Below are 12,349 nucleotides of genomic sequence, written 5' to 3'. Positions count from 1 at the left end.
ACCGAGCAACGTGGTTGACAGACGGACCGCCGCCACGGCCCTCCTCGCGGCCCTCGCCGTCCTCGCGCTCGGGGCGGCGGCCGCGACGCTCGACTCCGCGACGTCGACGAGCAACAGCGGCGGCTTCGGCGCGGGCTCGGCGTCCGAGGAGGAAGGGTTCGGGGGGCGGCCGGCCGGCGGCATCGACTTCGGCGGCGAGTCGGCCGGGGCGGAGCTCGGCGTCACCGTCTGCGTCGAATTTCTCACCCGGCCGCTCGTCCAGCTGACCCTGCTCGCCGCAGTCGGCCTGTTCTTCCTCGCGGTGTACCGCACCACCGGGGCGCCGGGGCTGAGCGCGCTGTTCGTCGCCGCCGCCTGCTTCCCGTTCGGCGTCGTCTATCTCGCGCTCGTTTCCTGTACCCGGTCGCCGACCCAGCTGGCGCTCTCCGCGACGCGAAGAACGGTCAACGCGAGCGGGTTGGGGGCCGGCGGCGGGTCGTCGGGGATGAACGCGGCGGGCGACGCGCTCTCGACGCCGACGACGCTCGTGGGCGTCCTCATCGTGCTCGCGCTGCTGGGGAGCCTCGCGCTGCTGTTCGTCTCGACGGGCGACGACGAGCGCGAACCCGCCGAGGAGGAGCCCGACCTCCCCCCGGCCGACCGGCGGGCGGCACTGGGTGCCCTCGCGGGCGAGGCCGCCGATCGGCTGGAGGCAGATGCCGTGCTCGGCAACGAGGTGTACCGCGCGTGGAGCGAGATGACCGCCCTGCTCGACGTCGAGAACCCGCGGGCGAGCACGCCGGCCGAGTTCGCGGACGCGGCCGTCGATGCGGGGATGGACCGGGCGGACGTGGCGGAGCTGACCGACGTGTTTGAGGCGGTCCGCTACGGCGGGGCGGATCCGACTGCCGAGCGCGAGGAGCGTGCCATCGCGGCCTTCCGACGGATCGAGGGGACGTACGCGGACGGGACCAGTGACCCCGCGGACCGGGCCGGTGGGGCGACCGACGGCGCCGGCACCACAACGGGGACGGACGAGTCCGGCGACGGGTCGGACCGATGAGGCGGAGCGCCGCCCTCGGACTGGTCGCGGTCGTCTTCGGGTTCACGGTCGTCCTCCAGCGCGGGCTCGCGGCCCCGTTCGGCTCCATGAGTTACCTGTTCGTGACGGGCGTGGGGGCGTTCGCGCTCGTGCAGGGGCTCCGCTACGCGAGCGCTGCGCGCGACGTGGACGACCGGGCGACCGAGACCGCCGACGTGGAGGACCGCTACGAGGTCCCGTCCCCGGGGAGGGAGATCGACGAGCACCTCGCCGGCGCGGACGGGCTCTCGGTCGGAAGCATCAAGCGACGCCGCGAACTCCACGACCGGTTCCGGCGGGTCACCCGCGAGACCCTCCGGGCCCGCGGCGACTACGACGAGGCGAGCGTGGCCGCCGCCGTCGAGGGGGGGACCTGGACCGACGACCCGGTCGCGGCGTGGTTCCTCGGCTCGGACGTCTCGCCGCCGCCGTCCGTCCGGATCAGGCGGGTCCTCGGCTCCGACGTCGAGTTCACCTTCGCGGCCAGGCGGACCGTCGAGGCGCTGGCTGACGCACGGACCGGATCGGTCGAACCGGACCGGCGTGAGCCGCCCGAGCCGCCCGAGTCGGGCGACGTCCGCGGGCTGGTCCGCGCCGTCGGCAGGCGGCTACGGCGGGTCGTCCCCGAGGGCGAAATGGGGAGGTCGAACCGATGACGTCGACGCTGCCCGAACAGCTCGATCCGAGCGGCATCGTTCCGACGGGGCGCTGGGCCGGGATGGCGGCGCTCGCGCTGGTCCCCATCGGGCTCGGCGCGCTGTTGCAGAGCCCGCCGCTCGTCGTCGCCGGCGCCGTCGGGGTGACCTTCGCCGCCTACGCGCGGGCCGACTCGGCACCCGAGCCGGCGCTCGAGTTCACCCGCGAACTCTCGACGACGACGCCCGACCCGGGCGAGGAGGTGACGGTGACGCTCCGCGTCCGGAACGCGGGCGATGGCGTCGTGCCGGACCTCAGGCTCGTCGACGGCGTCCCGCCGGCGCTCGCGGTCGAGGAGTCCGCACGGCTCGGCACCGCGCTCCGGCCCGGCAAGGCGGCGACGCTCCGATACACGGTGACTGCGGTCAGGGGCGCCCACGAGTGGGAGCCGATCCACGTCATCACGCGCAACCCGAGCGGGTCCCGCGAGCACGACGAGCGCGCGACCGTCGAGACGACGATGCGCTGTGCGCCGGAACTCGAGGCGAGCGCGTCGCTCCCGCTCCGCGGGCTGACGACCCAGTACGCCGGGCGCGTCGCCACCGACGTCGGCGGCGCGGGCCTGGAGTTCCACTCGACCCGGGAGTACCGCCACGGCGACCCGGCAAAACGGGTGAACTGGGCACGCTACGCGCGGACGGGTGAGCTCTCGACGCTCCAGTTCCGCGAGGAGCGCGCGGCGACGGTCGTGCTCTGTATCGACGCCCGCGAGGGCTCGTATCTCGCGCCCGACCCCGAGGCCGAGAACGCCGTCGAGCGCGGCGTCGACGCGGCGACGCAGGCCTGCTCGGCGCTGCTCGACAGCGGCGACCGCGTCGGCGTCGCCGCGTTCGCCCCCGGCGAGTGCTGGCTGCCGCCCGGCAGCGGGGCCGACCACGCCACGAAGGCGCGTGACCTGCTCGGGACGCACCCGTCGCTCGCGCCGACGCCGCCGACCGAGCGCTTCCTCCCGACGACGTGGCTCCGCCGGTTCCGACGGCGCCTCCCCGCCGACGCGCAGGTCATCTTCTGCTCGCCGGTGGCCGACGACTACGCGGTGACGGTCGCGCGCCGCCTCGACGCGTACGGTCACGCGGTGACGGTCGTCAGCCCGGACCCGACCGCCGACGACACGCCGGGGCGCACGTTCGCGCGGATCGAACGGGGGAACCGGCTCTCGGAGCTCCGCCGGGCCGGCATCCGCGTGCTGGACTGGGGCGACGAGTCGCTGGCGACCGAACTCGAACGCGCGGCGGCGCGGTGGTCGCGGTGACGGTCACACGGCGACCGCCCGCGGCCGGCGTCTGGGGTGCCGTCGTCGCCGCGCTCGTCGGGGCGGCCGCGCTCGCGCTCGCCTCGCCGATCGGCGCGGGGGTCGCGGCGGTCGGCGTCGTGCTCGTCGCGGCCGGTTCGCTCGCCGCCTCCCGGCGCGTGCTGGGCGCTGGTGCCGTCGCAATCGCCGTCGCCGTCCTCGTCGGGAACGCGGTCGGCGGTGCCACCGTCGGCACGTCGCTCGTCGGCGCGGTCGCGGCGGCGGTCGCCTGGGACGTCGGCGAGCACGCGATCGGCCTCGGCGAGCAACTCGGCCGCGAGACGGACGTGACCAGGAACGTCGCGGTCCACACCGCAGCGAGCCTCGCGGTCGGGACGGTCGCGGCCGCCGTCGCCTTTGGCGTCTACAGCGCGGCCTCGGGCGGGCAGCCGATGGTCGCGCTCGTGTTCCTCCTGTTCGGCGCGGTGGTGCTCGCGAGCGCCGTGCGGTAGGCTCCGGGTTTCCGTCGATCCCTTCGGGGATGTGGTGGAATCGGGGGCCGGCGGAAACACTCGCGTCCGCTGGGGCGATGGCGGTGCCGTGACCCCGAACGCAGCCACTGGTTCGGACGACCCGACGACTGCTCCCGATTTCACCGCGTCCTCACGCCTCGACGTCCTGTACGGTCGGGACCTCGACCCGCTCGAGCACCGCCGAGAGCACGTCGGCCTTCGCCACGTCGTCGACGCGGGCGTCGGGCGTCAGCACGAGTCGGTGCGCGAGCGCCGGCTGGGCGACCCGTTTCACGTCGTCGGGGGTGAGGAACGTTCGATCCGCGAGCACGGCGGCCGCGCGCGCGGCCTCGAACAGGCGCTGGGTGCCACGCGGCGAGACGCCGACCTCGACGCGGCGGTCCGAGCGGGTGGCGCGGGCCACCGCGGCCATGTACTCCAGCAGGTCGTCCTCGACGTGGACCGACTCCGGCGCGTCCCTGACCCCGACGACCCGTTCCTCGTCGAGTACCCGCCCGACGGATGGGTCCTGCTCGTCCCGGCCGGCGCGGCGACGGAGGAGTTCGACCTCACCCGCCAGGTCCGGGTAGCCCATCGAGGTCTTGACGTTGAACCGGTCGAGCTGTGCCTCGGGCAGCGGGAAGTTCCCCTCCTGCTCGACGGGGTTTTGCGTCGCGATGAGGAAGAACGGCGACGGGAGTTCGTACGTCTCGCCGTCGACGGTGACTTGCTCTTCCTCCATCGCCTCGAGCAGCGCGGCCTGGGTCTTGGGCGGCGCGCGGTTGATCTCGTCGGCCAGCACCACGTTCGCGAAGACGGGACCCTCGGAGAACTCGAACTCGCCCGCGCCCTCGTCGTACACGTTCGTCCCCGTCACGTCGGAGGGCAGCAGGTCGGGCGTGAACTGCACGCGCGAGAAGGAGAGGCCCAGGGCGGTGGCGAACGACCGCGCGGTCAGCGTCTTTCCGGTGCCCGGCACGTCCTCGATGAGCACGTGACCGCCCGAGAGGAGTCCCAACAGTACGTCCTCGAAGAACTCGTCGTCGGCGATGATCGCCCGGCGGAGGGCCGAGAGCACGTCCGAACCGGCCGCGCTCGCCTCGGATACGTCCATGCGGGGTGTGGGCACGCCGCGACGAATAACTCCCCGGGTTCCCGACGGCGCGTGGCGGGACCCGAGTTCGGGAACCGAAACCGATTAAACGCTGTCCCGTCTTCGAACGAACGAGCCGAGGTAGCCTAGCCTGGCCAAGGCGGCAGATTCGAAATCTGCTGTCCATTCGGACTCGGGAGTTCAAATCTCCCCCTCGGCGCTTCTGACGGCGACGCGGCACCGCGAGCGACACGTCTCGACCGACTCTCCTCGCCGGCGACGACGTCGAATCTACTCCCCGGAGCCGACACGAACGGTGCCCTTCATGAACGGGAACTCGTCGCGGTCCTCGTGGTCGAGGCCGAACACGTGGCCCATCTCGTGGCGGAGCGTCCGCCTGATCACCCGGTCGTCGTAGCCGGTCCGGACGGTGATCGTCGCGGTCGTGACCGTCCCCGTCCGCTCGACGGTCTCGCGCTTCGCACAGCCCACGGCGAAGCGCTGGGGGCCACAGTTCACCTCCTCACGGAACAGGACGACCAGGTCGGCAGACTCGCGGTCCTCGACGCGCTCGAAGGAGACGTTGCTCCCGGCGTATTCGCTCGCGTGCGCCTCCCAGTGGTCGAGTTCCCGGTCGGCGAACCCGACGTCCGCGGCGTCGGCCGACTCGTCGTGGCCGACGTACACCGAGACGGTCGACTGCTCCCACGGGTTGTCCGCCGCGGCGGGGTTCCTGAGCTGGTCAACGTTCGGGAGTTCCGACTGTGCGGCGACGACCGGATAGCCCACGGTCACCGCGGAGCAGAGCACCGCGAGCCCGACCGCGAGCGCGCCGAGGCGCGCGAGCGGCGGGCGTCCGGCCCGGGACACGGCGGACCAGACGAGCGTCCCACCATCAACGTTTGGTTACCAAATCCTGCGGAGTACGGTTCAGACGCCGGTGATTTCACTTCCGGAGACATGTCCGTGGGCGTGGAACCGTTGCCGACTGGTGTACGGGAGATGGCCGTCAGGTTTCCCACCCGTGGCTCCCTGCCCACCTCTGACCCCGTTCCCCCTCCCGTGACCCGCTCGCGGTTCGAGATCATCACCGACCGTCCCTGTACGTATACGGGGGCGGGCCGCGACAGTGGGAACGTGACCCGAACCGAACGCACAGCGATCCTCGGCGGGACGTTCACACCGATCCACCACGGTCACCGCGCCCTCCTGCAGCGGGCGTTCCAGACCGCGAGCCACGACGGCGAGGGGGACGGTCACGTCGTCGTCGGCCTCACCTCGACCGCGCTGGCGAAGCGGACGCGGAGCGATCCGGCCCACGCCGAGCTCCTCGGCCCGTTCTCCGGCCGTCGCGAGAGCCTCGACACCGAACTCGACCACCTGAGCGCCGCCTACACCGCCTCCTACGAGATCATCGAGCTGGCGGACACCCACGGCCCTGCGGCGACCCGCGAGGACGTCGACGCGCTCGTCGTCTCCCCCGAGGCGAAAGCCCAGCGTCGCGCACACGAACTCAACGAGCGACGCGTGGCGGACGGGCTTGGCCCCCTCGAGATCCACGTCTCGCCGTTCGTCATCGCCGAGGACGGTACCCGGATCAGCAGCACCCGCATCCGGAACGGCGAGATCGACGCACACGGGCGCGTTCTGGACGGCTCCGAGTGAGGCCCGGTCGTGGGTGAATCATCGGCACGGCCGCCCGGAACACGGCCATTCAGAACTCGAACCTGGCGAGCGTTCGCCGCTCGCTCGATCCGTTTCGGAGGCGACGGCGGCGCTTGTCGTACGCGCCGTCGAGGTCGAGCAACTGCCGCTGGCGGCTCACGAGGTAGCCGTCGACGTCGCTGCGGTCGGTGGGGTGGGCGCTCCGGATCCACACCGGCCGGTTGCCCGACTCGGAGAGGCCGCTGGCCCAGGCCTCCGCGGCGGCGCGGCTCTCGAAGCCGTGCCGGATGCCGTCGCGGTTGACGACCCCGCCGACCGCGCCGTTGGCCTTCCGGGCCGACGGCTTCACCTCCACCAGGTACACGACCGGGCGTAGCGCGTCCTGCTATTTAAAAATCCAAACTCCCGACGACGAATCCCCGCGGTAACGGCTCGAACGCCGGCGTCGTCGGCGACGCCGCGTTTCGTGCGGCGGCCCGGCCGGATCAGCCAACCCGGCCGGATCAGCCGGCGCGCTGGAATCGGCCGGTGCTCGCGGGTCGGCCCGTGCGCCCGGATCAGTCGATCGCAGTGGGTCAGTCGACGCGTTCGGTCAGGTCGTCGTAGCGCTCGCCCAGTTCCGCGTAGTGCTCGGCCGGCGCTCGGGCCGTTCCCGCGTCGGGGTCCGTCTTCGGTTCGGCGGGCGCGCCTGTGACGAGCGTCCGCGGCGGCACCTCGGTCCCCGCAGTCACGACCGACCCGGCGGCGACGATGGCCTCCTCGCCGACGGTCGCGTCGTCGAGGACGACGGCGTTCATGCCGACGAGCGCGCCCTCCCCCACCGTCGCGGCGTGGACGATGCCGCAGTGACCCACCGTCGCGTCCGGCTCCAGCACGGCGTCCTCGTGCAGGACCGCGTTGTCCTGGACGTTCGCCCGTTCGCCGACGACGATTCGGCCGTGGTCCCCGCGGAGCGTCGTGTTCGGCCAGACGCTCGCCCCGGCCTCGACGACGACGTCGCCGATGAGCACCGCCGCCTCGTCCACGTACGCCGACTCGGCGACCTCGGGGGCCACGCCGTCGAAGGAGCGGATCATGGCGCGTGGTTGGGCGACGGGCGGCTTGAACCTGTGGCCGGCGGCGAGTTCGCTCGGGTCGCCGGTCGTCTCACAGCAGGTGCGAGAGGTTCCAGAGGCCGACGAGCCCGAACCAGCCCGCACAGCCGAGATACACCGTCGCCCGAAGCCCCGGAACGTACCACTCGGGCGTCCCGCCCTCGGTCATGCGGTCGATGACCACGCCCGACTCCGCGAGCAGCCCCACGACGACCATCGTCAGGACGGTGAGGATCGCCATCCCGCCGACGGGGCCGAACGCCGCCATCAGCGCCCGCGACAGGGGCACCGACTCCCGCACGGAGTCGGACAGCGCGAGGACGACGACCGTCGAGACGGCGTCGAGTCCCTTGCCGGCGAGGAGGGCGGCGGCGAGGGTCCGGCGGCGCGGGGTTCGCATCGAGCGGGGCAACGGGGTGGGGGGAGATATGTGTACGGGCCGCAGTGAGAACCGATCGACTGGCCAGACGTGCAGGGAAGGTGACTTTCTGAGACGACGGCCTCGAAAGCCCCCGGCTGGCTACGCTCGGGGGGCCTCGCTGCGCGCTTCGCTCGGTCGCTCCGCTCCCTCGCTGCAGTGCTTGTCTCGTCCGCCGTCGCGTAGCCAGCCGGCCCCTTTCAGTCCCACCCACCGTACGGCACCGCACCTCGTCCTCCCCAGCCTCCTGTGCTCCTCGCGTGCGCTTCCTGCGGTCGCGCACCCTGCGGTGCTCGTCCCTCGCGCGCGTCGACTCACCCCACGAGGGGGTTCGCGTCACGCGCGCCGGCCGGCTGGCTCCCGGCACGTTTCCCGGCCGGTTCCCGATCACTCAGCCCGGACTTCCTCGTCGGGGTCGACGTTCGGCGACTCCTCGGCCGCGTCCGCCTCCGCGGCCAGCAGGCGGTCGAGCGCGTCCACGGCGGCCTCGACGCTCGCGCGGGTGATGTCCGCGTCCGCGGCGGACACCGTGGCCGTCCGGTCGCCCCGGCGCATCGTCACCTCGACGGCGACGACCGCGTCGGTGCCGCCCGTCACGGCGTCGACGTGGTACGACTCCAGCGAGGCGTTCGCGTCGGGCCCCAGCGCCGAGCGGACCGCCTCCACCGCGGCGTCGACCGGGCCGCTGCCCGTGCCTGCTGCCGTCCGCTCCTCGTCTTCGACCAGGAGCCGCACGCTCGCGGTCGGCACGTCCGCGCCGCTCGTCGCCGAGAGCGACAGCAGTTCGACGCGCCGGTCGCGCTCGCGGCCGAGGACGTCCCCGGCGACGGCGGCGAGATCGGCGTCGGTGACGCGCTTGCCCCGATCGCCGAGGTCCTTCACGCGCGCGACGATGTCGTCCAGTTCCTCCCCGTCGGGGTCGAACCCCTGCTCGGAGAGGGCCGCCTTCACGCCGGCGCGTCCGGCGTGTTTTCCGAGGACGAGGCGGCGCTCGCGCCCGACCGTCTCGGGCGGGTACGGCTCGTACATCCGGCCGTCCTTCAGCGTCCCGTCGGTGTGGATGCCGCTCTCGTGGGCGAACGCGTTGTCGCCGACGACGGCCTTGTTCGCTCCGAGCGGGACGCCGGTGGCGTCCGCGACCCGGCGGGCGAGCCGGTACAGCTCCGCGAGATCCAGCGTCTCGACGCCGTAGCAGCGCTCCAGCGCGACGGCGACTTCCTCCAGCGCGACGTTGCCGGCGCGCTCGCCGACGCCGTTGACCGTGGCGTGCACGAGGTCGGCACCGGCGTTCAACCCGGCCAGCACGTTCGCGTTTGCCAGTCCCAGGTCGTCGTGGGTGTGGACCGAGACGGGGCCGTGGGCCGCGAGCGTCGAGACGACCTCCGCCGTCCGCTCGGGCGAGGCCGCGCCGACGGTGTCACAGTAGCAGACCCGGTCCGCCCCGGCCTCCATCGCCACCGCCGAGAGCCGGTCGAGGAAGTCGAGGTCGGCCCGGGAGCCGTCCTCGCCGAGCACCTCGACCCAGAGCCCGTGATCGCGGGCGTACTCGACGAGTTCGACGGTGCGGGCCAGCACGTCCTCGTGCGAGGAGCCCACCTTCGTCTCGACGTGGCGGTCGCTGGCCGGGACGACGAGGTTCACGCCGTCGACGTCACAGTCCAGCGCGTGGTCCACGTCCGCGCGCACGCCGCGCGCGAAGCTGGTGACGGTCGCATCGAGCCCCAGCCCCGCCACGCGGCGGATCGTCTCTCGCTCGCTCGCGCTGGTACACGCGGAGCCGGCCTCCACGATGTCGACGCCGGCGGCGTCGAGGTCGCGCGCGATGGCTGCCTTCTCGTCGGCCGACAGGGAGACGCCCGGCATCTGCTCGCCGTCGCGCAGCGTCGTGTCGAGGAACGTTACGTCGATCGATCGGGGGAGTGAGGAGTTAGTGGGTTCGCACCCGAATAAAGCGGTCACGAGTCATATGCTCGCTCCACCCTCGAGCCCATGGGTGCATAAACCGGACCGACCGGACAGGTCCGACTGTCGGGCGCGCAAGAATTGCGGCTCGCGCTCGACGACTGCTTCCCTCTCGGGGTCGATCCCTCCCCACACTCGATCTCACTCCCGCAGTTCGATCCGGTCGCCCGCCTCGACGCCGTCGGCCGCGCCCGCCGGCAGCTCGATGACGGTGTCGGCCTCGCCGACGCCGATGCCGAGCCAGGGGCGGAGGCGTTTCCGCTCCCGCACCTCGCCGTCCACCAGCCAGAGCGCGTCGATGGCGAACGGCACGAACACCATGTGGAGATCGCGCGACCCGACCTCCTCGAACGGGAAGACGAGCGCGTAGCCCTCGGGAACCGACCGGCGGAACATCAGCCCCCGCGCCTGCGCGAGAAACGAGTCCGCCGTCTCCGCGTCGGCGGCCAGGACGCGCCCTGCCGTCGCGTCGTCGGCCGTACTCGCGACGCCGGTGGCGTCGGCGGGATGGTGGACGACTTGCACGCCGATTCCCTCCGCCGCCTCCGACTTCACCGTTCCGCCCTGGCGGGTATTCTCTATAGCGGAATGGACTACACGATCTCCGTCGATCCGCGACGTGCCACGGACCCGGTCCCGGCTCAGCACCGACGAGAAGGGCTTAACAGGCAGGACGCGCCAGCCCACGTATGGAGGAGACGCCGGACGGGACGCCGGTCGGCGTGGACGACCCGTACGAGCACGCCGGTCGCTGTGATCACCTCACGGGCGACGGTCGGTGTCGGTACGCGCTCGATCACGCCGGGAACGACCCGGCGTTCGCGGCCGAGCGCCGGGCCGCGGGCTACGACTGTGTCGCCGGCGACGAGGAGGCGGACTGGACCGACTGCTCACACTACCGGTCGACGACCGACGGGAAGGCCTGTGCGCGGTGCGGGCTGGAGGAGGTCCGGATGGCCCACGACGCGGCCAGACCGCTCGTCGAGGAGCACCACCTCTCCTACGCCGGGGCCGGATCTCCCGGGGGTGCGGGCGGGGAGGACGACATCGGCGTGACGGACGACACGGAGGGCGAGCCGACCCACGAGATCACGGTGGGCCTCTGTCGCTGGTGTCACGCCAAGGTCCACAACGGGTTCGCCCGGGTGGACGACGACGCGAACCCGGACCCGGAGGCGATCGCCGAACGGGAGTCGCGGCGCGGCACCGAGATGGGCGAGTTCGGCTTCTCGACCGCCCGGGAACGACAGGACGGGGGCTGATTTCGACCCGGCCGAACTGTCGATCGCCGGTCGCGCGAAGCGGACGGCTTTTCACCGCGTCGCCGCTACAGCCGACATGAGCGCACCGCGCATCGTGGTCATCGACAACCACGGCCAGTTCACCCACCTGGAAGGTCGTGCCCTCCGGGACGCCGGCGTCGACACCGACGTCGTGGACAACGACACCCCTCCCGCCGACATCGACGCGGACGGCCTCGTTCTCTCGGGCGGACCGAGCATGGACCGCATCGGCCGCACCGCGGAGTACCTTGAGATGGACCTGCCGGTGCTCGGCGTCTGTCTCGGCCACCAGGCCATCGCCGAGCTGCTCGGCGGCACCGTCGGCGGCGGCGAGTACGGCGGCTACGCCGACGTCGACGTGACCATCTCCGACGACGAGGACCCCCTGATCGGATCGCTCGCTCCCGAGACTCGAACCTGGGCGAGCCACGCCGACGAAGTGAAGCAGGTACCCGACGGGTTCACCGTGACCGCCGAGAGCGACGTCTGTGGCGTCGAAGCGATGAGCGACGTGGCGCGTGACCTCTACGGCGTCCAGTGGCACCCCGAAGTCTCGCATACGGAACGGGGACAGGAGGTCTTCGAGAACTTCGTCGAGATCTGCCGGTAAATCGTTTTTCGCGATATAGAATTTGGTTCGGTGAGGGTTTTGAGGAAGTTGTGGTTGTAACGGGACAGTCGCTTGGTGGCTCGTGGTGACGACCGCGGAAGCCCCCGCGGCTCTCGGCTCCCGCGGACCGCGCTGCGCTCCTCGCTCCCTGCGGTCGCTGCGGTGCTTACGGGTCCGGGGTTCCCCGAGAGCCGCGGCCCCTTCCATTCCCACCCTGCCAGTGACTCGGGCGAGCACGGCGGTCCGATTCCAGGTGCGTCGCGACGGGAATCAGCCACGTGGCACGTGGCGGTCGCGCGCCGGCGCGACCGCTCGTGCGAGGGACGAGCACCGCAGGCCGAAGCTCTCGTGAGCGACGCAGGAGCGAACGAGAGCACGCGGGTCGAGCAAAGCGAGTCCCGCGAAGGCCGAGGAGCGCAGGAGGCTGGGGAGGGGAAGGCGCCGTGCCGTGCGGTACGGTGGGTGGGACTGGAAGGGGCCGCGGCTATCGACGCAGGCGCGGACCGACAAGCACCGCAGCCGAACGAGCGCAGCGGCCGCACCGAGTCGAGAGCCGCGGGGGCTTTCGCGGTATGCTGTGCGGTTTCCAGACCTATCGTCCCGACACGAACGGAGTTGATAGCCGCAGGGGCATGAGGTCCCCGTGCTTTCCCCTGCGACCGCCCCGAAGCACCCCTCTCATCCGACTGCCAACCGATCGAACACATACTAGAAGAACAGCCCTT

The 12,349-nt window shown here is 72.1% G+C and carries 14 protein-coding genes and 1 tRNA gene; 8 read left to right on the top strand and 7 right to left on the bottom strand.

Going from position 1 to position 12,349, the window contains the following annotated elements; all coding sequences use genetic code 11:
• Positions 1-10: 10 nt before the first annotated feature.
• The 4 genes from RJT50_RS13660 to RJT50_RS13645 are packed head-to-tail and all read left to right on the top strand — an operon-like array spanning position 11 to position 3,499.
• Positions 11-1,042 carry a DUF4129 domain-containing protein gene (locus RJT50_RS13660; protein WP_313692039.1) on the top strand — a complete coding sequence of 344 codons (1,032 nt, stop codon included), beginning with the start codon at positions 11-13 and terminating at the stop codon, positions 1,040-1,042.
• Positions 1,039-1,716: a DUF7269 family protein gene (locus RJT50_RS13655; RefSeq protein ID WP_313692038.1), complete on the top strand. Its 678-nt coding sequence runs from the start codon at positions 1,039-1,041 to the stop codon at positions 1,714-1,716. The genes RJT50_RS13660 and RJT50_RS13655 overlap by 4 nt, the downstream gene beginning before the upstream one ends.
• Positions 1,713-3,008 carry a DUF58 domain-containing protein gene (locus RJT50_RS13650; RefSeq protein WP_313692037.1) on the top strand — a complete coding sequence of 432 codons (1,296 nt, stop codon included), beginning with the start codon at positions 1,713-1,715 and terminating at the stop codon, positions 3,006-3,008. The genes RJT50_RS13655 and RJT50_RS13650 overlap by 4 nt, the downstream gene beginning before the upstream one ends.
• Entirely contained in the window at positions 3,005-3,499 is a 495-nt protein-coding gene (locus RJT50_RS13645) for a DUF7519 family protein (protein ID WP_313692036.1), read from the top strand. Before RJT50_RS13650 ends, RJT50_RS13645 begins: the two co-directional genes overlap by 4 nt.
• Positions 3,500-3,650: 151 nt before the next feature.
• On the opposite strand, the gene RJT50_RS13640 is transcribed toward RJT50_RS13645, so the two are convergent.
• The gene (locus RJT50_RS13640) at positions 3,651-4,613 is read right to left on the bottom strand and encodes an AAA family ATPase (protein ID WP_313692034.1); all 963 of its coding nucleotides are present in this window, start codon (positions 4,611-4,613) and stop codon (positions 3,651-3,653) included.
• Positions 4,614-4,727: 114 nt separating this feature from the next.
• Here RJT50_RS13640 and RJT50_RS13635 point away from each other — a divergent pair.
• Positions 4,728-4,812 (top strand) — tRNA-Ser (locus RJT50_RS13635).
• Between the two features lie 71 nt (positions 4,813-4,883).
• On the opposite strand, the gene RJT50_RS13630 is transcribed toward RJT50_RS13635, so the two are convergent.
• Complete coding sequence (locus RJT50_RS13630) at positions 4,884-5,462, bottom strand: zinc-dependent metalloprotease family protein (protein WP_313692032.1); 579 nt, start codon at positions 5,460-5,462, stop codon at positions 4,884-4,886.
• A gap of 267 nt (positions 5,463-5,729) precedes the next feature.
• Between RJT50_RS13630 and RJT50_RS13625 the strand changes: the two genes are divergently transcribed.
• On the top strand, positions 5,730-6,257 hold the full coding sequence (locus tag RJT50_RS13625; protein ID WP_313692030.1) for a phosphopantetheine adenylyltransferase: 528 nt from the start codon (positions 5,730-5,732) through the stop codon (positions 6,255-6,257).
• A gap of 49 nt (positions 6,258-6,306) precedes the next feature.
• On the opposite strand, the gene RJT50_RS13620 is transcribed toward RJT50_RS13625, so the two are convergent.
• From RJT50_RS13620 to RJT50_RS13600, 5 genes are all read right to left on the bottom strand, one after another.
• Positions 6,307-6,621, bottom strand: coding sequence for a DUF8081 domain-containing protein (locus RJT50_RS13620; RefSeq protein ID WP_313692029.1), 315 nt, complete (start codon positions 6,619-6,621; stop codon positions 6,307-6,309).
• Between the two features lie 211 nt (positions 6,622-6,832).
• Positions 6,833-7,333 (bottom strand): gamma carbonic anhydrase family protein, encoded by a 501-nt coding sequence (locus RJT50_RS13615; RefSeq protein ID WP_313692028.1) that lies wholly within the window; start codon positions 7,331-7,333, stop codon positions 6,833-6,835.
• A gap of 70 nt (positions 7,334-7,403) precedes the next feature.
• Positions 7,404-7,751: a hypothetical protein gene (locus tag RJT50_RS13610; RefSeq protein WP_313692027.1), complete on the bottom strand. Its 348-nt coding sequence runs from the start codon at positions 7,749-7,751 to the stop codon at positions 7,404-7,406.
• A 405-nt stretch (positions 7,752-8,156) separates the two neighbouring features.
• Positions 8,157-9,728 (bottom strand): 2-isopropylmalate synthase, encoded by a 1,572-nt coding sequence (locus RJT50_RS13605; RefSeq protein ID WP_425499683.1) that lies wholly within the window; start codon positions 9,726-9,728, stop codon positions 8,157-8,159.
• Between the two features lie 144 nt (positions 9,729-9,872).
• Positions 9,873-10,256, bottom strand: a complete 384-nt coding sequence (locus tag RJT50_RS13600) for a DUF192 domain-containing protein (protein ID WP_425499682.1) — start codon at positions 10,254-10,256, stop codon at positions 9,873-9,875.
• A 164-nt stretch (positions 10,257-10,420) separates the two neighbouring features.
• Here RJT50_RS13600 and RJT50_RS13595 point away from each other — a divergent pair, with 164 nt between their 5' ends.
• Both RJT50_RS13595 and RJT50_RS13590 read left to right on the top strand, forming a co-directional pair.
• Positions 10,421-10,993: a DUF7097 family protein gene (locus RJT50_RS13595; protein WP_313692026.1), complete on the top strand. Its 573-nt coding sequence runs from the start codon at positions 10,421-10,423 to the stop codon at positions 10,991-10,993.
• Positions 10,994-11,069: 76 nt separating this feature from the next.
• Positions 11,070-11,624 (top strand): GMP synthase subunit A, encoded by a 555-nt coding sequence (locus tag RJT50_RS13590; RefSeq protein ID WP_313692024.1) that lies wholly within the window; start codon positions 11,070-11,072, stop codon positions 11,622-11,624.
• Positions 11,625-12,349 lie beyond the last annotated feature (725 nt).

It is taken from the genome of Halobaculum sp. XH14, assembly GCF_032116555.1.
Taxonomy (GTDB): Archaea; Halobacteriota; Halobacteria; order Halobacteriales; family Haloferacaceae; genus Halorarum; species Halorarum halobium.
The sequence above is the reverse complement of the archived record's forward strand: the minus strand, read 5'-3'. Positions and strand labels throughout refer to the sequence as shown.

Coding starts and splice junctions, on each gene's coding strand:
- RJT50_RS13655 (WP_313692038.1), top strand. CDS start 1,039: ATGAGGCGGAGCGCCGCCCTCGGACTGGTCGCGGTCGTCTTCGGGTTC.
- RJT50_RS13650 (WP_313692037.1), top strand. CDS start 1,713: ATGACGTCGACGCTGCCCGAACAGCTCGATCCGAGCGGCATCGTTCCG.
- RJT50_RS13640 (WP_313692034.1), bottom strand. CDS start 4,613: ATGGACGTATCCGAGGCGAGCGCGGCCGGTTCGGACGTGCTCTCGGCC.
- RJT50_RS13615 (WP_313692028.1), bottom strand. CDS start 7,333: ATGATCCGCTCCTTCGACGGCGTGGCCCCCGAGGTCGCCGAGTCGGCG.
- RJT50_RS13610 (WP_313692027.1), bottom strand. CDS start 7,751: ATGCGAACCCCGCGCCGCCGGACCCTCGCCGCCGCCCTCCTCGCCGGC.
- RJT50_RS13595 (WP_313692026.1), top strand. CDS start 10,421: ATGGAGGAGACGCCGGACGGGACGCCGGTCGGCGTGGACGACCCGTAC.
- RJT50_RS13590 (WP_313692024.1), top strand. CDS start 11,070: ATGAGCGCACCGCGCATCGTGGTCATCGACAACCACGGCCAGTTCACC.